Annotated in this window: 17 protein-coding genes; 4 read left to right on the top strand and 13 right to left on the bottom strand. The window is 65.1% G+C overall.

Annotated elements, in window-relative coordinates; all coding sequences use genetic code 11:
* Positions 1-77 precede the first annotated feature (77 nt).
* Together ACFQU0_RS09165 and ACFQU0_RS09160 are read right to left on the bottom strand one after the other, a co-directional pair.
* Positions 78-1,175, bottom strand: a complete 1,098-nt coding sequence (locus ACFQU0_RS09165; protein ID WP_382199981.1) for a FecR family protein — start codon at positions 1,173-1,175, stop codon at positions 78-80.
* 25 nt (positions 1,176-1,200) lie between these two features.
* The gene (locus ACFQU0_RS09160) at positions 1,201-2,577 is read right to left on the bottom strand and encodes a hypothetical protein (protein WP_382199979.1); all 1,377 of its coding nucleotides are present in this window, start codon (positions 2,575-2,577) and stop codon (positions 1,201-1,203) included.
* A gap of 224 nt (positions 2,578-2,801) precedes the next feature.
* Between ACFQU0_RS09160 and ACFQU0_RS09155 the strand changes: the two genes are divergently transcribed.
* Entirely contained in the window at positions 2,802-4,511 is a 1,710-nt protein-coding gene (locus ACFQU0_RS09155; protein WP_382199977.1) for an NAD(P)/FAD-dependent oxidoreductase, read from the top strand.
* A 68-nt stretch (positions 4,512-4,579) separates the two neighbouring features.
* The gene (locus ACFQU0_RS09150) at positions 4,580-5,464 is read left to right on the top strand and encodes a glycine zipper 2TM domain-containing protein (RefSeq protein WP_382199975.1); all 885 of its coding nucleotides are present in this window, start codon (positions 4,580-4,582) and stop codon (positions 5,462-5,464) included.
* Positions 5,465-5,556: 92 nt separating this feature from the next.
* Here ACFQU0_RS09150 and htpX read toward each other — a convergent pair whose 3' ends face one another.
* The 7 genes from htpX to pdxR form a co-directional block, all read right to left on the bottom strand.
* Positions 5,557-6,429, bottom strand: coding sequence for a protease HtpX (gene htpX, locus ACFQU0_RS09145; protein WP_382199973.1), 873 nt, complete (start codon positions 6,427-6,429; stop codon positions 5,557-5,559).
* 69 nt (positions 6,430-6,498) lie between these two features.
* Complete coding sequence (locus ACFQU0_RS09140) at positions 6,499-7,884, bottom strand: glutamine synthetase family protein (RefSeq protein WP_382199971.1); 1,386 nt, start codon at positions 7,882-7,884, stop codon at positions 6,499-6,501.
* 10 nt (positions 7,885-7,894) lie between these two features.
* Complete coding sequence (locus tag ACFQU0_RS09135; protein WP_382199969.1) at positions 7,895-8,647, bottom strand: DUF3025 domain-containing protein; 753 nt, start codon at positions 8,645-8,647, stop codon at positions 7,895-7,897.
* Positions 8,637-9,686, bottom strand: coding sequence for a dihydroorotase (gene pyrC / locus ACFQU0_RS09130; protein ID WP_382199967.1), 1,050 nt, complete (start codon positions 9,684-9,686; stop codon positions 8,637-8,639). The genes ACFQU0_RS09135 and pyrC overlap by 11 nt, the downstream gene beginning before the upstream one ends.
* A gap of 55 nt (positions 9,687-9,741) precedes the next feature.
* On the bottom strand, positions 9,742-10,221 hold the full coding sequence (locus ACFQU0_RS09125) for an RES family NAD+ phosphorylase (protein WP_382199965.1): 480 nt from the start codon (positions 10,219-10,221) through the stop codon (positions 9,742-9,744).
* Positions 10,218-10,730, bottom strand: a complete 513-nt coding sequence (gene parS, locus ACFQU0_RS09120) for a type II RES/Xre toxin-antitoxin system antitoxin (protein WP_382199963.1) — start codon at positions 10,728-10,730, stop codon at positions 10,218-10,220. The genes ACFQU0_RS09125 and parS overlap by 4 nt, the downstream gene beginning before the upstream one ends.
* Positions 10,731-10,790: 60 nt before the next feature.
* Positions 10,791-12,230 carry a MocR-like pyridoxine biosynthesis transcription factor PdxR gene (gene pdxR, locus ACFQU0_RS09115; protein WP_382199961.1) on the bottom strand — a complete coding sequence of 480 codons (1,440 nt, stop codon included), beginning with the start codon at positions 12,228-12,230 and terminating at the stop codon, positions 10,791-10,793.
* Positions 12,231-12,304: 74 nt separating this feature from the next.
* Between pdxR and ACFQU0_RS09110 the strand changes: the two genes are divergently transcribed.
* Entirely contained in the window at positions 12,305-12,781 is a 477-nt protein-coding gene (locus ACFQU0_RS09110) for an OsmC family protein (protein ID WP_382199959.1), read from the top strand.
* A 36-nt stretch (positions 12,782-12,817) separates the two neighbouring features.
* On the opposite strand, the gene ACFQU0_RS09105 is transcribed toward ACFQU0_RS09110, so the two are convergent.
* Entirely contained in the window at positions 12,818-13,732 is a 915-nt protein-coding gene (locus ACFQU0_RS09105) for a LysR substrate-binding domain-containing protein (RefSeq protein ID WP_382199957.1), read from the bottom strand.
* A 9-nt stretch (positions 13,733-13,741) separates the two neighbouring features.
* Positions 13,742-15,595 carry an ABCB family ABC transporter ATP-binding protein/permease gene (locus ACFQU0_RS09100; RefSeq protein ID WP_382199955.1) on the bottom strand — a complete coding sequence of 618 codons (1,854 nt, stop codon included), beginning with the start codon at positions 15,593-15,595 and terminating at the stop codon, positions 13,742-13,744.
* A 40-nt stretch (positions 15,596-15,635) separates the two neighbouring features.
* On the opposite strand from ACFQU0_RS09100, the gene ACFQU0_RS09095 reads away from it, so the two are divergent.
* A complete protein-coding gene (locus ACFQU0_RS09095) occupies positions 15,636-16,049 on the top strand; it encodes an acyl-CoA thioesterase (protein WP_382199953.1) in 414 nt (137 codons plus the stop codon).
* Positions 16,050-16,063: 14 nt separating this feature from the next.
* Here ACFQU0_RS09095 and ACFQU0_RS09090 read toward each other — a convergent pair whose 3' ends face one another.
* Both ACFQU0_RS09090 and ACFQU0_RS09085 read right to left on the bottom strand, forming a co-directional pair.
* Positions 16,064-16,792, bottom strand: coding sequence for a type 1 glutamine amidotransferase (locus ACFQU0_RS09090; protein WP_382199951.1), 729 nt, complete (start codon positions 16,790-16,792; stop codon positions 16,064-16,066).
* Between the two features lie 66 nt (positions 16,793-16,858).
* Complete coding sequence (locus tag ACFQU0_RS09085; RefSeq protein ID WP_382199950.1) at positions 16,859-17,686, bottom strand: crotonase/enoyl-CoA hydratase family protein; 828 nt, start codon at positions 17,684-17,686, stop codon at positions 16,859-16,861.
* Positions 17,687-17,735: the final 49 nt, after the last annotated feature.

Here is a 17,735-nt window from a genome sequence, read left to right as displayed (position 1 = left end):
TTCAAGTGGACTGCCACCGCCGATTCGATTCTTGAAAAGTTGCATAGACTTTGCTCACGTATCAGCGGGACAGCACACTAGATGATCGATGGCCCCGTGGACGGCGGCGGAGGCGGCGGCGCTGTGATGGAAGGTGGGGGCGGGACCGCGGTGAAAGGCGGCACGCCCGTGACAGGCGGTGGAGCGGTGGTCGCAGGTGGTGGCACCGACGTGGTGGGTGGGGGTGGCGGGGGCAGTGGCAGATCGTCCGGGTCGTCGAGCGGCGGAGGCGCTGGCGAAAAATCAGGCGGTGGTGGCAACACCACCTGCGGCGGAGGTGGGGGCGGCGGCAATCGGGGGTCGATGCGCACCTCCGTCGGGTACTCCGCTCCTTGGTCAAAACCGTCAAACCCTTTGCGCCGCAGCGGGTTGTTTTCGGTCACACCCGGGGTGACCGAAAGCGGAGACGTGCTGATGCTGACGGCGGGCACAGGTGGCTTGGGCGCCACCAATGCGCGGGCGCGGGGCATGAGCTCCACCGCACGCCCTCGGGCCTCCAGATTCCGGTCACTCAGGTGGCGCGGCACCTGCAACAAGCGCGAAGGCAGGGTGTTCTGGTTGGCCACATAAAAATACTCCTGCTGGCGGAACAACACCTCGCCGGCCTGGTTGCCCACGCCTATGGTGCCGTCGGTCACACCACCGTAGGTGCCATCGGCCACGGCGCTGCCGTTGTCATTGAAACAGTCGGCCGCACAATGCAGCGCCGTGAAGTGGGTGCCTCGGATGCCCACGGTCGCGGTCGCGGTCTTGAGGCCAAAACCGTCCGGGTTGTTCTTCCCGATCAGTCCGGTCACCGTCCTCAGACCGCCCTTGAGGAGTGACAACACCAAGTGATCGGACCCGCTTTTGCTGCGGTCGTGCTGAAAGGCCTCCACCTGCATCCGGCTGTTGGAGCGCAACGATGCCAGCGACTCGTCCAGAAAGCGCACCTGCAGTGCGCTGCGCTCGCCCACCAGCAACACGTCGCCCACCTCGATGTCGGCCCCCACCCGCAAAGGCACACGTTGGCCACCCCGCTCGGCAAACACCTCGTCGCCAGAGGCCAGCAGCACGCGCCCCACGGCGGCATGCGCCGATGCCAACCCCAAGGCCAGGCCCACGGCGGCAGACAGTTGTTTCAGTCGCAAAGTCATGGTGTGCCTGGCCTGTCGGTTGCTGTCAGTTGTACTCATAGCGCAGCTTGATCCAGTACGCGGTCTGGCTCACCGAATGCACCGCGATGTTGGACGACTGGCGCCAGCGGTACACATGACCTGACAGGGACCACTCCGGCGTCAACAGGTAGCGGGCCGACAGCTCCATCGCCCATTGGTTGTCCCGCCGAGAGGGCAAACCTGCAGCGTAGCGGTCGCCATACCGGTGGTGCATGTAGCGCACATGGGCCGACACCACCCAATCCACATGGGGGCGCGCGGTGATGTCGGAGCGCAGGCCTATGGCGTGGTTGGACAGATCACCCCGACCACGGCGGTTGCTCTCATCCTGCAACACGATCTGGTTGGTCCAGACGGGCACCCATTGGTTCTCAAAACCCCTGCGCCAGCGGACATTGAGCCCGGTTGCACGGTGCGAGCGCACCGCGCTGCTGGACCTTTCGGCGGGTCGCGACCCGTCCAGGAAGGGCGGAATCAGGACATCGCGGTAATCGACATTCCCCCAATGGCCGCCCACGCTCCAGCGGTTGAACTGGTCGGCCTGTACACCCCATTCGGCCACCAGGTGCTTGGATGAAAGGTACGACTGGTCGTACAGGCGCATGTGCGACTGCTCAAACCCCAGGCGGTACATCTGCCGCCCATAAGAAAACTGGCCGCCCGCCTGCAACGCCATGTGCTGTTGATCAAACGGATCGTGCAAAGCGTCGCTGTAAGCCCGCCCCCGCGCAGACAGAGCGCCGTACACCAGACTCCTCGGCCCCACAGCCAAGCTGCCGTGCATGCCGGCGGCCCAGCTGGAAAAGCGGTCTTCCACACGCTCGTGGATGCTGCCTGCGGGAATCACCCATGTGGGGCCCGTGCCCACCGGGCCTGGTGCCAGCCCGGTGTTGATGTTGTTGTCGTGCCCCACCGCCGCTTCAACAAAAAAGCCCGCCAGGGGCGCATAGCGCCCGGAGCGGATGCGAATGGCGTCCAGATAGCTTTGGAGCAGCTTGCGCTCCAGGGGCTCCGCCTTGTCCAGAAGGCTCAAAAACTCGTCCTTGGCGCGCAGATCCTCACCCATCACAAAATAGCCCCGGGCCAGGTGAAAGCGCGCGGAGCGGTTGTGGGGGTAGTGCATGACATAGCGCTCCAGCGCCAAGGTGCCCTCGCCGGGGGCGCCTGCACTGACGGCCGCGATGCCGAAATAGAAGTCGAACAAGGGATCGCCCAGTTCTCCGCTGGCCGTACGGCCCAGTGTGTAGGCGGCGCGATCGTCACCCGCGCCGATCAGCACCTTCATCTGTTCAGCGGTGGACTGGGCATGGGCGCTGCCCCCCCACCCCAGGGCCCACCCCAGGATGACCAGCACCGCCGGCATGCGAAGGAGCCTGTTCACCACATCGAGTCCTTTGCTGTTGGGTACACCACGCCGGGCATCCTGATGAGCGGTTAAGGGATGCATGACCAGCACATCGGAAACATCCACGAACACATCGTAAAGATAATTTGCAATTGTGCATAGCCACCACCCACAGGGCGTTGGATTCGGCTGAACGTGCCCGCCGGGACAACGCCGCCACAAAACTAAAATGCAGGCTTGCTTGATCAACACGAGCCCCCATGATCCGACTGACCGAACTCAAGTTGTCACTGGCCGACGTGCCGGTGGAACACCGCCGCGCCGCTGATGCCCCCACTGAAACCGAGGCCGACCGCGCGCCCCCACCCCACCCCACCGACGCGCTGACACGCCTGGCCGCGCAGGCGCTGGGCATTGCCGAAGGCGACATCGGCCAACTGCAGGTGTTCAAGCGCAGCTTCGACGCCCGCAAGGCCGAGCTGCTGGCGGTGTACATCGTGGACCTCACGCTCGCCGACCCCGCCGCCGAAGCCGCGCTGCTGGCCCGGCACGCGGGCAACCCCCACATCGTTGCCACGCCCGACATGGGCTGGACCGCCCCCGCCCACGCGCCAGCCGGCCTGACGCCGCGCCCGGTGGTGGTCGGATTTGGCCCCTGTGGCATCTTCGCTGCGCTGACGCTGGCACAAATGGGCTTCAACCCCATCGTGCTGGAGCGTGGCCGCAGCGTGCGACAACGCACCAAAGACACCTGGGGGTTGTGGCGCAAACGGGTGCTCATGCCCGAGAGCAACGTGCAGTTTGGCGAGGGTGGCGCGGGCCTGTTCTCCGATGGCAAGCTCTACAGCCAGATCAAGGACCCGCGTTTTCTGGGTCGCAAGGTGATGCAGGAGTTCGTGAACGCGGGCGCGCCCATTGAAATTCTGTACGAGGCCCACCCCCACATCGGCACCTTCAAGCTGGTGAAGGTGGTCGAGCACATGCGCGACGAGATCGTGCGCCTGGGCGGCGAGATACGCTTTGAGCAGCACGTGAGCGACGTGCTGATCGACAACGGCGCGCTGCGTGGCCTGGTGGTGCGCGATCTGGCCAGTGGCCAGACGCATGAACTGCGCTGCGACCACGCGGTGCTGGCACTGGGACACAGCTCGCGCGACACCTTCGAAATGCTGCACGCGCGTGGCGTGGACATCGAAGCCAAGCCGTTTTCCATCGGTTTCCGGGTGGAACACCCGCAAGGCGTGATCGACCGCGCCCGCTGGGGCCGCCACGCCGGCCACCCGTTGTTGGGCGCAGCCGAATACCGTCTGGTGCACCACGCCGCCAATGAGCGCGCGGTCTACAGCTTCTGCATGTGCCCGGGTGGCACGGTGGTGGCCGCCACGTCAGAGCCCGAGCGCGTGGTCACCAACGGCATGAGCCAGTACTCGCGCAACGAGCGCAACGCCAACGCCGGCATCGTGGTGGGCATTGATCCGGCGCGCGATTTCCCCGGTGGTCCGTTGGCCGGCATTGCACTGCAACGCGCGCTCGAATCGCACGCCTACGTGCTGGGCGGCCGCAACTACAACGCCCCCGGCCAACTGGTGGGCGATTTTGTGGCCGGGCGCGATTCGCAGCAGCTGGGCGAGGTCGAGCCGTCGTACAAACCCGGCGTCACGCTGGGCAGCCTGCACAGCGCCCTGCCCGCCTACGCCATCGAAGCCATGCGCGAGGCCTTCCCGGCTTTTGGCAAAAAAATTCCCGGCTTCGACCGCTTTGATGCGGTGTTGACCGGGGTGGAAACCCGCACCTCGTCCCCCATCCGCATGCCACGCGGCGACAGCTTGCAAAGCACCAACGTGCGCGGCCTCTACCCGGCCGGTGAAGGTGCGGGCTACGCGGGCGGCATTCTTTCGGCAGGGGTGGACGGCATCAAGGTGGCCGAGGCCTTGGCGCGCGAGGCCGTGGCGCTGTTGCCCAACGTTTGACGCCTGCTTCACAGCCGCTTGACATGCCCGGCGCACACTCCGAGCATTCCCGTTGCAGAGGTGCTTCCATGAGATCCATTCCCACCCCTTTGGCAGCCGCCCTGGCGCTGGTACTGGCCACACCCCTGGCCGCCCAGGCACAGGAGCGCGGCCGCGTCATCAGCCGCACCCCGGTGCTGATGTCGGTGGCTGTGCCCCGCGAGGTGTGCACCGACCGCACCGTCGCTGAAGCGGGCCAGACGTCGGGCGCAGGCGCCTTGCTGGGCGGCATAGCGGGCGGTGCCGCCGGCAATGCCATCGGTGACGGCAGCGGGCGCGCAGCGGCCACCGCCATCGGCATCATCGGTGGCGCGCTGCTGGGCAACAAGATCGAAGGTGGGGGCCAGACCCAAAACCGTGTGGTTCGCCATTGCAGCACCCAGACGGTGTACGAAGACCGGGTGAGCGCCTTCGACGTGGTGTACGAATACGCGGGTCGGCAGTACAGCGTGCGCCTGGCAGAAGACCCGGGCGAGTTCGTGGAACTGCAGCTCAGCCCGGTGGGTGCATTGCCCGAGGCCGCACCGGCACCACAGTACGTGCCACCCCGCACCACCTACCCGCCGAGCTACACCCCGCAGTACCCGCCCCAATATGTGCCCCAGTACGTGGCGCCCCAGTACATCGCGCCGCCGGTGACGCGCATCATCGTCTCGCCCGACTACTACCACGCGCCACCGCCCCGAATCTACTACCCACCGCCAGCCTACCGCCCCCGGCCTGACCGCGACCACAGGGACGACCGCCGCGGCGATAGACGCGAAGATCGGCGCGATGACCGACGTGACGACCGCCGCGATGACCGCGCCAGCGCTGGCCGCGACGACCGGCGCGACCAGCCGGTGCCGATCGGGCGCCCATCGCCCCGACCCACGCACCCCGGTGATCGGCGCCAGCCGGGCGATTTCCCCTGAATTTCTCCTGAAACGGTGCCGTTTCAGACGCAAAAAAACCAGCCAAGCGGCTGGTTTTTTTGTGGGTATCAGATGGCGCGCAGGTGACGCGTTCACTGTGCTTGTTGCAGGCGGGCGATGCGCTCTTCCATGGGCGGGTGGGTGGAGAACAGCTTGCCCAGGCCACCGGCAATGCCCATGGCCTGCATGGTCTTGGGCAGCTCGCCAGGCACCATGCCGCCCAGGCGGGCCAGCGCGTTGATCATGGGTTGTTTGCGACCCATCAGTTGGGCGGCACCGGCATCGGCGCGGAATTCACGCTGGCGGCTGAACCAGGCCACGATGATGGCCGCCACAAAGCCCAGCAGGATGTCCAACACGATGGTGGTGACCATGTAGCCGATGCCGGGGCCCGAACTCTGGCTGTCGCCTTTGCGCAGGAAACTGTCCACAGCGTAGCCAATCACGCGGCTGAGGAAGACCACAAAGGTGTTCATCACGCCCTGGATCAGGGTCATGGTGACCATGTCGCCGTTGGCCACGTGCGCCACCTCGTGGCCAATCACGGCCTCGACCTCTTCACGCGTCATGTTCTGCAACAGGCCGGTGGACACCGCCACCAGGGCCGAATTCTTGAACGCACCGGTGGCAAAGGCGTTGGGTTCACCGTCGTAAATAGCGACCTCGGGCATGCCGATGCCGGCTTTCTCGGCAAACTTCTGCACGGTCTGCACGATCCAGGCTTCGTCGGCGGTCTGCGGCTGGTTGATCACGCGCGCGCCAGTGCTGAACTTGGCCATGGGCTTGCTGATGAGCAGCGAGATGATGGCACCGCCAAAACCCATGATCAGAGAGAAGCCCATCAGCGCGCCCATGTTCAGGCCATTGGCGGTGAGGTAGCGGTTGACGCCCAGCAGGCTGGCGGTGATGCCCAGCACCACCATCACGGCGACGTTGGTGAGGACAAACAGCAGGATGCGCTTCATGGATTCTCCGAAAAAGGAAACAACGGACGGATCATAGTGGGGGTGGTGCCCCCTTTTTCAAGCCAGACCTCAAACCTGGGGCAGCAGGTAGCGGCGCTCCCAGGCGCTGATCTCGTTCAGGTAGTGATCGTGTTCCAGCGCCTTGACGGCCAGGAAACCCCGCACGAAACGCTCACCCAACAACACAGGCGCCTGCTGGCTTTGCGCCATTTGTTCGTGGGCGGCAGAAAAAGTTCGCGGCAACCCGCGCGCCTCGTCATAGCCATTGCCCACCACCGGCTCGCCTGGCTGGCACCGCGTGGCCATGCCGGCCAGACCAGCGGCCAGCGTGGCCGCCATGGCGAGGTAGGGGTTGGCATCGGCGCCGGCCAGGCGGTTTTCCACCCGCCGGGCCGCGGGCGGCGACACCGGCACACGCAGGCCGGTGGTGCGGTTGTCAAAACCCCAGGCCACGTTGATGGGTGCCTGGCTGCCGGCAACGTAGCGGCGGTACGAATTGACCGTGGGTGCGTAGATCAAGGTCAGATCGGGCGTGTGGGCCTGCAACCCGCCGATGTAGTGGAGAAAGGCCTCGCTGGGCGAGCCATCGGCCTGGCTGAAGATGTTGCGCCCCTCGGCGTCCACCACACTCTGGTGCAGGTGCATGGAGCTGCCCGCCTGCCCGGCCAGGGGTTTGGCCAAAAAGACGGCGTTGAGCCCGTGTTGCAGCGCGATCTCGCGTGCAGCGGTCTTGAACAAAAAGGCCTGGTCGGCCACGGCCACCGGGTCGCCGTGTTGCAGGTTGATTTCGTACTGGCCCGGGCCCACCTCGTGCAGCCAGGTGTCTGCGCGTATGCCCAAGACGTCGATGGCGGCGTGGAAGGCGTCCCAAAACGGCGCCAATTCGTTGAGCTGATTGAGGCTGAAGGCCGACTGCCCCACCTCGGGCCGCCCGCCCCGCCCCACCGGCAGCGTGAGCGGCTGGCTGGGGTCGGTCATGGCGGCGGTGAGGTAGAACTCGATTTCAGGCGCGATCACCGGGGTGAGACCCCTCTCGGCATAACGCGCCACCACGTTTTTGAGCACCGAACGCGGCGCGAATTCGCACAAACTGCCGTCCATTTCCACGCAGTCGTGCACCGCCAGGTAACGCGGCACGCTGGCCCAGGGCACGGGCTTGAGCGTGGCCAGGTCGGGCACCAGGCGCACATCGGGGTCGCTGTCGGGAAAAACCGGATCATAGGAATACTCACCGGTCACACACTGCATGGGAATGGCCTGGCAGATGCGCAGTTCGCTGCCGGTGGCAAAAGGGGCGGCCGGCATCAGCTTGCCACGCGGGTAGCCGGTCACATCGGCAAACAGGCATTCCACGTCGCGCACGCCGGCGTTGCGGAAGTGCTGGGCCAGCGTGTGGCGGTCGGCGTCCAGCGACAGGTTCAGGTGGGACCAGGAGGGTGAGGTGGGCAGGGTCATACCCAGATTGTCAGGCCGGCGCGCGCCGGGGTCGGAAGACGCTGGCATCGGCATAAAAAGCCGCATGCGCGTTTTCAGGCCACCAACCGGGCACGCCCAGCACAGGCAGTGGGGTGAACGGCTTGTGGCGCAGGCCATCGGCGCTCAGGCTGTTGGCCAGCCAGGCGTCCCAGGCGGCATCGCCGTCCAGCCCCAGAGGCACGGGCACCGCATACACGTGGGCGGTGATGCCCTTGTAGGGCTGCACCAGCTTTTCCAGCAGCGCGTGGCCAAACAGCTCCAACCGCGCCTGTGCCCACAACGGCCGCAAGTCCAAGAACAGGCGCTGCCATTCGCGTGCCAACAAGGCCTGCCACAACGGCTCGGGCGCTTGCAGCAAGGCCGCGTTTTCATCGAACAGGGTCAGCGCGTCGCGCAGTGGGCCGCGTGTGCTTTGTACGCCTTGTCGGGCGATCTCGGCGCCCTGCAAGCGGTTGAGCTGTTGCTTGGTTTGCGGATACCGCAGCCAGCACAAGCCGTTGAAAAAGTCGTGCAGGTTCTCGCGCGTCGGCACCTGGCCTTGCTCGAAGATGAACTGTTCGTAGGCCTGCCCCTCAGGCAAGGCAGCCTGGGACACGAAACGGACCGACAAGCCCTGTGCGGCACCGACCTCACTCAACAGTCCGGGCAGCGGCGCCCCCGTGCGCCAGGCGTGCTGCAGTCCCTCGCCCCGTGCGCGCCAGCCACTCAGCCAGGGCGCAGACCAGTCCATCTCAGGCGGCATGCACCAGGCGCCAGGGCAGCGCCTCGCCCGAACGCAGCGGCTTGAGGTCGGCCTCGCCGAAAGCAAAGGACTCGGGCGGCGTCCAGCTCTCGCGCTTCAAGGTGATGGTGCCGGTGTTGCGCGGCAGGCCGTAGAAATCGGCGCCGTTGAAGCTGGCGAAGGCCTCGAGCTTGTCCAGCGCACCCGCCGCGTCAAAAGCCTCGGCGTACAGCTCCATGGCGGCGTGGGCGGTGTAGCAACCGGCGCAGCCGGTGGCGTGTTCCTTCAGGTGCGCGGGGTGTGGCGCGCTGTCGGTGCCCAAGAAGAAACGGTTGTTGCCGCTGGTGGCGGCCTGGACCAGGGCGACCCGGTGGGTTTCGCGCTTGAGCACCGGCAGGCAGTAGTAATGCGGGCGGATGCCACCGGTGAAGATGGCGTTGCGGTTGTAGAGCAGGTGGTGGGCGGTGAGGGTGGCACCCAGATAGCGGTCACCAGCGCTCACGTAGTCGGCCGCCTCTTTGGTGGTGATGTGCTCGAACACGACCTTGAGTTCGGGGAAGGCGGCGCGCAGCGGGATGAGGTGCTGGTCGATGAAGGCGGCCTCGCGGTCGAACAGGTCGATCTCGGGGCTGGTGACCTCGCCGTGCACCAGCAGCAGCATGCCCTCGCGCTGCATGGCTTCCAGCGTGGGGTAAATCTTGCGGAGGTCGGTCACGCCGGCATCGGAGTTGGTGGTGGCGCCGGCCGGGTAGAGCTTGGCAGCGACCACGCCGGCGTCCTTGGCGCGCTTGATTTCGTCGGCGGCCAGGTTGTCGGTGAGGTAGAGCGTCATCAGCGGCTCGAAGCTCACGCCGGCCGGTACAGCGGCCAGGATGCGCTGCTTGTAGGCCAGGGCCTGCGCGGCGGTGGTGACCGGCGGCTTGAGGTTGGGCATGATGATGGCGCGGCCGAACTGGGCGGCGGTGTGGGGCACCACGGTGTTCAGGGCGGCGCCGTCGCGCACGTGCAGGTGCCAGTCGTCGGGGCGGGTGAGGGTGAGGGTGATTTGGTTGGCGCTCATGTGGCTTATTTTCTCACCGCGGTGGAGGTGGAGCGTGGCCGTTACTCGAGTTGGACTACCCCACCAACCGCTGGTCATACGTCCACGGGCGCACTTTCACAGCGGTGATGCGCCTGGCGTTGGGATGCGCAGGATTGATGAGTACGTTGCACTCTTCGGGGATGATCGCCGAAGGCACCACCAGAAGCGCCGACTCCGACTGTTTGAGCCATGCGTCACCCACGTCCAGCGACACTTTGCATTCTGGGATGGCGCCCCATCCCACCGGAAGGTCTACCGCGGTTCGTGTTTTCCTGGTTCTCCAGATGTCATCGGGCACAGATATCCGCACCAGGAAGCGGTTCAACGGCAAACCGCCTGCGCCGAGATGAACCACGGTCTCCAGACAGGCGAGCGCGATGGAGTTGGCGCTGTAGACCAGCGGTCGGCCAGGACGATTCCAGCGACCGCCGGTCTTTTCAGCACCTTTACCGCTCAGATCATGGGCCTCATGGTCTCGCGTGTCGGTCGCGATCCGCCAGAGCGAAGCGGTCACGCATAAGCCCCACTCTGCATGCGGGCGACGAGATCCGAGACCAGACCTTGCCCTTCCGGCGTGTCCATGAACTCGGCCGGGCGCCGACCACCCAGTGCCGGCACAGGCTGTTCAAGCCAGCGGGCCACCCAAGCACCGGCATCAAAGCCCTCCGGCCGACCCGATTCCTCGACCATCGCTTGCACCTGCCCCACCAGCCGCACCATGCCCAGAATGCGGGAGCCTTCATCTTGAGACAGTGTTTTTCTGTCTCGCACTTTGCGGTCGATGGTGGCACGCCCCAGCCCCAGTGTTCCAACCAGTCGCTCCTTGGACATGACCATCTGTTTGGCCAACTCAACCACCGCCTGCGCCGGCACACCCCCTTTGACCCATTGCACGCGTTGCATGGGGTCTGCCCGGTAGACCTCGATGTAGTTGTGACTGGCCAATGTCCCCTGCAAAGGACCAACAATCGCGCGCTGAGCCCGTCCCGCCTTGATGTCTTGTCCTTCGATTGTCTTGACCATGATTTACTCCAATGAGTAATTATTTTTACCCAATTGATCTTATCTGATGAGCCAAATCTGTCAACAACCTGTCAGTAGCAACCCGATGCGTTGGGCAGATTCGCGCAACTCGTGCAGAGAAAAAGCAGCGTAGCCGAACAGCCATCCTCGACGTGGTGAAGCCATGGCATACCTCGACAACGGTGCCAGCATCACACCACGAACTTCGGCTGCACGGCTGACGCGCAGATCATCGGTATGACCAGACAGCTCGTGCAGCAAGTGCATGCCTCGGTCGCTGGGCCGCAAGAGGATTCGCCCTCGCGAGGCCTCGAACACGGCCTCGATGAGGCCGTTCTGCCGTTGCAAGTACAGCTCCCTCATGCGGCTCAGGTGGCGTACCAGGTGTCCTTGGGCAATAAATCGCGCCAACACCGCCTGGCTGTCGCCGGGCGAATGGCGGTCTGTCAGGGCCCTGGCCATGGCAAACGCCGGCACCAACACTTCTGGCAGCACCAGGTACCCAAGACGCAAACCCGGGTGCAAAGATTTGGAGAAAGTCCCGACATAGATCACGCGCCGCGCCGCAGGCAGGCTACACAGCGCCGGCAGGGGATGCTGTCCGTATTGAAACTCCCCGTCGTAGTCGTCCTCGACCAGCCAAGCATTGGTTTGATTGGCCCAATCTACCCAGCGCTGGCGACGGTCCAGGCTCATGGCTACCCCGGTAGGAAATTGATGTGTCGGAGTAACCACGGCCAACTTGGCCAATGGCGCAAAACGGCGAGCGGTCTCCAGACTCGCGCCTTCGGCATCGACTTCGACACCATGCACAAGGGCACCATTGGCCGACAAGCTGGCGCGCAGGCCGGGATAGCCTGGGTCTTCCACAATAGCTGTATCACCCACGTCCAACAGCAAACGGCCGATCAGGTCCAAGGCCTGCTGCGAGCCCGCGCACACCAGCACGCGAGACGCTTCGCAACGAATGCCACGCGACGCCCACAGCCACTGCGCGATGGCGTCTCGAAGTGCCGGGTCACCCGCCGGATCCAGGTATTGCGCGGCGCTGCGGCGTTGGTCTGCAGTCACCTGCCGCGCCAATCTGTCCCACGTGGCAAAAGGAAAAGTGGCCACTTCAGGCGCACCGATGCGAAACGCCTTGGCGGCAGACAAGGGTGGACGCCAACGCAACGCCGTTTCTGCCAGCAGCCTCCCACGCATCGACAACACTTCAGCGGGAACAAAGGACCGGCTTAACGACAAAGCCTTCGTCTCTCGGCGAGTAGCGTGATCGCGCACATAACTGCCATCGCCCACACGTCCGGTCACATACCCCTCGGCCCTCAAACGCTCCAACGCCCACAACAAGGTGGTGCGCGACACCCCCAGCGTGCGCGCGTGCTCACGTGAGGGTGGCAAACGGACGCCAGCCTGCAAGGCACCTCGCTCGATGGCTTCGCGCAGCTGCTTGTAAACACGCTGGCGCAACGCACCTCTGACATTGGTCTGTTTTTCCATCCCGGAATGGCTTTTCGAAGCAAGCCATCTTCTTCTAAATTGATGCTGATTCTGACAGCCCTCAAGGAGATTTCATGTCCAAACACCTGTGTACCGTTGCCTGGGAAAACGCCGAGTCCAACACCTTCACCCAGCGTCGCTACCCGCGTCGTCACCACTGGACGTTTGACGGCGGTGCGGTCGTCACGGCATCATCATCACCCCACGTGGTGCCAACGCCTTATTCGGACGCCACGGCAGTGGACCCCGAAGAAGCCTTTGTGGCGGCGCTCTCGAGTTGTCACATGCTGTGGTTTCTGGATTTCGCCGCTCGTGCGGGTTGGGTGGTCACACAGTACCGCGACGAGGCCATTGGGTTGATGTCTGCCAACGAATCGGGACAGAAGGTGATGACCGACGTGCTTCTGCGCCCCCGTGCTCGATTTGCCGGACCTTGCCAGCCAAATCCATCAGAGCTGGTCACGTTGCACCACGAGGCCCATCAAGCGTGCTTCCTCGCCAACTCGGTGAGGACCTTGATTCGCTGCGAGCCGACGCTTGATACACCCTGAAGCCAAGCCCCCGGCCAGCCGCAAGGCACCGACCGATCACCCAGCCAACTGCCGCGCCAAATCGTCCCAAAACCGATCCACCGCCCGCTTGGATTTGGATCCCACGGGCCGCTCGCGGTAGATGCGGATGTCCAGCGCCATCTCCAGGCCACCACCGGCCGGCACCAGCTTGTGGGCACGCAACTCCTTGCGCACCGCGCTGGATGGCAGAAAGGCCACGCCGTGGCCTTCCAACGCCATGGCCTTGAGGCCTTCGGCCATGTCGGTTTCATACACCCGGTCCAGCCAGGTCGCCGCCCCCGATTGCTTGAGCAACAACTCCACCACCCGCCCCATGTAGGCACCCGGCGCGTAGGCCAGATAAGGCAGCGGCTGGCTGGCCGAACCGGGGAGGCGGAACAAGGGCTCGCCATCCGCGTTGGGCTTGACATAAGGCGCCAGCGTCTCGCGGCCCAGCGGCAACATCTCGTAGCGGTCGGTGTCCAGCTGGATGGGCTGCGAGGCGTGGTGGTAGGCGATCAGCAGGTCGCAACTGCCCTCCACCATGCGCAGCACGGCATCGTGCACATTGAGTGCGATCAGCCGTGTCTTGACCGGCCCGCAGGCCTCACGCAAGCCCGAAAGCCAGGCCGGAAAAAACGTGAAAGCCAGGGTGTGCGGCACCGCAAATTCGATCACGTCCTGCGCCGCCGCCGTGTGCGAACGCAACATGGTGCGGGTGGACTGCAGCGCCTGCAGGATGTCCAGCGCCTGCTCGTAAAGTGTCTGGCCGGCGGGGGTGAGCCGCGTGGGGTAACTGGACCGGTCCACCAGATCGGTGCCGGCCCAAGCCTCCAGCGACTGGATGCGGCGCGAAAACGCGGGCTGCGTGACGTGCCGCACCTGGGCCGAGCGGCTGAAGCTGCGCGTCTCCGCCAGACTCACAAAATCTTCAAGCCACTTGGTCTCCATGTGGCGAGATTATGCGACGCCGTTTCCCAACCGATCGCCGGCCCCATCGGCACCACTTTGTTGCAGCGCCCACATGCCGGCGTACACGCCGCCCCGCGCCACCAGCTCGGCGTGGCGTCCACGCTCCACGATGTGGCCATGCTCCAGCACGATGATCTCGTGCGCGTCCACCACGGTGGACAGCCGGTGGGCGATGACCAAAGAGGTTTTGTTGCGCGCCGCCGTTTTCAGCTCACCCTGGATGGCACGTTCATTGGCCGAGTCCAGCGCCGAGGTGGCCTCATCGAAGATGACGATCGGCGGATTTTTGAGTAGCGTTCGGGCAATCGCCACACGCTGCTTTTCGCCGCCCGACAGCTTGAGCCCACGCTCGCCCACGGTGGTGGCGTAGCCCTGCGGCAGGCGGCTGATGAAGTCGTGGATGTGCGCCGCCTGCGCGGCCTGCACCGCCGCGTCGTGCCCGGCGTCAGGCCGGCCATACAGGATGTTGTACTCAATGCTGTCGTTGAACAAGACCGTGTCCTGCGGCACGATGCCAATGGCCTGGCGCACGCTGGACTGGGTGACCTGGCGAACATCCTGACCGTCCACCGTGATGCGCCCCTGGTTCACGTCGTAAAAGCGGTAGAGCAGCCGCGCGAGCGTGGATTTGCCCGAACCCGATGGCCCCACCACGGCAACGGTTTTGCCCGCCGGAATCTCGAAGCTGATGCCGTGCAGGATTTCTCGCGCCGGCTCGTAGCTGAAACGCACGTCCTCAAAACGCACCGTGGGCGGCCCCTCCAGACGCAGGTCGGTGGCGCCGGGCGCATCGGCAATCTCGCGCTCCTTTTCGAGCAGCACAAACATCTTGTCGAGGTCGGTCAGGCTTTGTTTGATCTCGCGGTACAACACGCCCAGAAAACCCAGCGGGATGTAGAGCTGGATCATGAAGGCGTTGATCATGACCAGGTCGCCCAGCGTCATGCTGCCATTGGCCACGCCCTGGGTGGCGCGCCACAACATGGCCACCAGGGCCACGGCAATGATGAGTTGTTGCCCGGTGTTGAGCAGGGACAGCGTGGTCTGGCTCTTGATGCGGGCGCGGCGCAATTTCTCCAGGCTCTCGTCGTAGCGCCGTGCCTCGAAGGCTTCGTTGTTGAAGTACTTGACGGTTTCGTAGTTCAGCAGCGAGTCGATGGCCTTGGTCTGGCTCTGCGACTCGATCTCGTTCATGCGGCGGCGAAACTGCGTGCGCCACTCGGTGATCCACACGGTAAAACCGATGTAGAGCACCAGCGCGCCCAGCGTCGTCCACACGTACCACATGTCGAACTTGGTGCCCAGCACGGCCAGCACAAAGGTCACCTCAATCAGCGTGGGGATGATGCTGTAGAGCGAATAGGAAATGAGCGACTGCACGCCGCGCGTGCCGCGCTCGATGTCGCGCGTCATGCCGCCGGTCTGGCGTTCCAGATGGAAGCGCAGGCTGAGCGCGTGCAGGTGGCCAAACACCTCCAGCGCAATGCTGCGGGTGGCGCCTTCGGTGGCCTTGGCAAACACCAACTCGCGCAGTTCGGTGAACAGGCTGGTGGAGAAACGCAACAGGCCATAGGCCACCAACAAGCCGACTGGCACCACCAGCAAGGCCTGGGCACTGCCGGGCGCGATGTTCATGGCATCGACCAGTTGCTTGAGCAACAGCGGCACCGCCACGTTGGCGCCCTTGGCACCCACCATAAAAGCCAGGGCCAACACGACGCGCCACTTGTAGCGCCACAGGTAGGGCAGCAGGCGCTGCAGGGCGGCCCAGTCCGAGCGCCCGTTCTGACCAGGGGAGGGCGCCGGGGCCGGGCCAGCTTGTGAGGGCGAAAAGGAGCGCATGGGGGACAATGTGAAATCTTTTTGTTCGCCGATTGTGCCCATGTCCAACGCCCCCCTCCCCCTCATCAACCCAGTGCCCTTGCCCCTGGACAAGGAACTGGTGCTCAAGGTCATCCCCATGCCGGCCGACACCAACGGCAACGGCGACATTTTTGGTGGCTGGGTCATGGCCCAGGTGGATCTGGCCGGCTCGGTGCTGCCGGCGCGCCACGTGCAGGGCCGCATGGCCACGGTGGCGGTCAACGAATTCATCTTCAAGCAGCCGGTGCGCGTGGGCGACATCCTGAGCTTTTTCTCCAGCGTCACCCGTGTGGGCCGCACCTCCATCACGGTGCAGGTGGAGGTCTACGCCGAGCGTTTCCGCTCGCAAGGCCAGTATGTCAAGGTGACCGAGGCCAGCCTGACCTATGTGGCCATCGACGACGAAGGCCGGCCACGTCCCATCCCCCGTTGATCACGTTGCGCTGATCACACCCTCTGGAGCCAGCGGGCGTAGATGTGGCGGGCCATGGCCTGGCTACCCACCAGGTGCCGGACCGTCGCGGCCCGCATATCGGCGTCGCTCTGCACACTGTGCGGGCAACGGGCCAAGGCTGGCGCGTAACCCGCACCAGGGTGGGCCAGCCAGTCGTCGACCTTGGCCGGCGTGATCTCGATGTGGAACTGCATGCCCAGATGCTGGCGCAGACCAAACGCCTGGTGGGCGCACACCGCAGAGCCGGCCAACACCTGTGCGCCTGGCGGCAGCACCACAAAACTGTCGTAGTGCCACTGGTACACCATGGCCGCACCAGGCGGACCCAACCAGTCCTGAGCCTCGGCACTGTGCGCCACCACGATGGGCCACCAGCCGATTTCTGGCTCGGGCAGGGTTGCAACATGGCCGCCCAGCGCGCGGGCCAACAACTGTCCGCCCAGGCAATGACCCAGCACCGGCATGCCCAGCGCATCGGCCTCACGGATCAAGGCCTCGGCTTGGCGCAAGCTGGGACGCTCGTCGTTGGCGCTCCAGGCACCGCCCAGCACCGCCAGCGCTTGGTAACCCCGCACGCTGGCGGGGTAAGCCTGCCCCGCTTCGGCGCAGGGCGCGTGCCAACGCAGTCCTTGTTCATCCAGCCACTGGCCCAGGTACCCGGGTCCGTCTTCGCAGGTGTGCTGCAACACCAGCACACCACCATTCACCTCGTTGATGTCCATGCACCGATGCTAGGGGCATGAAGGTCGCACAGGCGGTCCACTCTGCGCCCTCCAGCGCGGACAACTTCAGAACTGGCCGTGCCGCCCTGCACCACCCGTGAAGCGCGTGGCACCTGTCAGCGCATCGGCAATACAACCGCGTCCGCGCGCCCACTCCTGGTGCAGCGCTTGCGGCAAGGGCAGGTCCCACTGCCGGTAGGCACTCTCGCGGTCGGCGCGCATCGTGGCCTGCGGAAAGGCCGCCAGTTGCTGCGCCAGCGCGATGGCCGCCTCGCGCGCCGTGCCGCTGGGCACCACGCGGTTGGCCAGGCCCATCTGCCGGGCTTCTTCGGCCTCGACCTTGCGCCCCGTCAGGATCAGGTCCATCGCGTGGCCCATGCCAATGAGGCGCGGCAGGCGCACCGTACCGCCATCAATCAGCGGCACGCCAAAACGCCGGCAGTAGACGCCGAAATAGGCGTCGGCCTCCATCACACGTAGGTCGCACCACAACGCCAGCTCCATGCCCCCGGCCACGGCCGCACCCGACACGGCCGCGATGACGGGTTTGGACAACAGCAGGCGCGACGGCCCCATGGGGCCGGGTGGACGGGTGTCGCCGGGCGCAAAGTCCAGACGCTGCGTCAGCGCGTCTGCGGTGTGGGCGCCCTGTTGTGCCAGTGCGGCACCGTGCTGCAAGTCCCAGCCGGCACAAAAGTGGCCATGGGCACCGTGGAACACCGCCACCCGCGCCTCGGGGTCGTCGTCGAATGCCACAAAGGCATCGAACAGCGCACGCGCCGTGGCGTCGTCCACCGCGTTGCGCACGTCGGGGCGGTTCAAGGTCACCAATGTCACGGGGCCGAAACATTCGGTGTGGACGCTCTGCTGTGGTGCATTGTTGGGCGCGGGCATGGTCATTGCATGAAGACGGGGACAGTGCGGAACAAGGATGGAACGACAC

The organism is Hydrogenophaga defluvii (assembly GCF_042665235.1).
In the GTDB taxonomy this organism is placed as follows: Bacteria; Pseudomonadota; Gammaproteobacteria; order Burkholderiales; family Burkholderiaceae_C; genus Hydrogenophaga; species Hydrogenophaga defluvii_A.
The sequence above is the reverse complement of the archived record's forward strand: the minus strand, read 5'-3'. Positions and strand labels throughout refer to the sequence as shown.

Coding starts and splice junctions, on each gene's coding strand:
- ACFQU0_RS09165 (WP_382199981.1), bottom strand. CDS start 1,175: ATGACTTTGCGACTGAAACAACTGTCTGCCGCCGTGGGCCTGGCCTTG.
- ACFQU0_RS09155 (WP_382199977.1), top strand. CDS start 2,802: ATGATCCGACTGACCGAACTCAAGTTGTCACTGGCCGACGTGCCGGTG.
- ACFQU0_RS09150 (WP_382199975.1), top strand. CDS start 4,580: ATGAGATCCATTCCCACCCCTTTGGCAGCCGCCCTGGCGCTGGTACTG.
- htpX (WP_382199973.1), bottom strand. CDS start 6,429: ATGAAGCGCATCCTGCTGTTTGTCCTCACCAACGTCGCCGTGATGGTG.
- ACFQU0_RS09140 (WP_382199971.1), bottom strand. CDS start 7,884: ATGACCCTGCCCACCTCACCCTCCTGGTCCCACCTGAACCTGTCGCTG.
- ACFQU0_RS09135 (WP_382199969.1), bottom strand. CDS start 8,647: ATGCCGCCTGAGATGGACTGGTCTGCGCCCTGGCTGAGTGGCTGGCGC.
- pyrC (WP_382199967.1), bottom strand. CDS start 9,686: ATGAGCGCCAACCAAATCACCCTCACCCTCACCCGCCCCGACGACTGG.
- parS (WP_382199963.1), bottom strand. CDS start 10,730: ATGGTCAAGACAATCGAAGGACAAGACATCAAGGCGGGACGGGCTCAG.
- pdxR (WP_382199961.1), bottom strand. CDS start 12,230: ATGGAAAAACAGACCAATGTCAGAGGTGCGTTGCGCCAGCGTGTTTAC.
- ACFQU0_RS09110 (WP_382199959.1), top strand. CDS start 12,305: ATGTCCAAACACCTGTGTACCGTTGCCTGGGAAAACGCCGAGTCCAAC.
- ACFQU0_RS09105 (WP_382199957.1), bottom strand. CDS start 13,732: ATGGAGACCAAGTGGCTTGAAGATTTTGTGAGTCTGGCGGAGACGCGC.
- ACFQU0_RS09100 (WP_382199955.1), bottom strand. CDS start 15,595: ATGCGCTCCTTTTCGCCCTCACAAGCTGGCCCGGCCCCGGCGCCCTCC.
- ACFQU0_RS09095 (WP_382199953.1), top strand. CDS start 15,636: ATGTCCAACGCCCCCCTCCCCCTCATCAACCCAGTGCCCTTGCCCCTG.
- ACFQU0_RS09090 (WP_382199951.1), bottom strand. CDS start 16,792: ATGGACATCAACGAGGTGAATGGTGGTGTGCTGGTGTTGCAGCACACC.
- ACFQU0_RS09085 (WP_382199950.1), bottom strand. CDS start 17,686: ATGCCCGCGCCCAACAATGCACCACAGCAGAGCGTCCACACCGAATGT.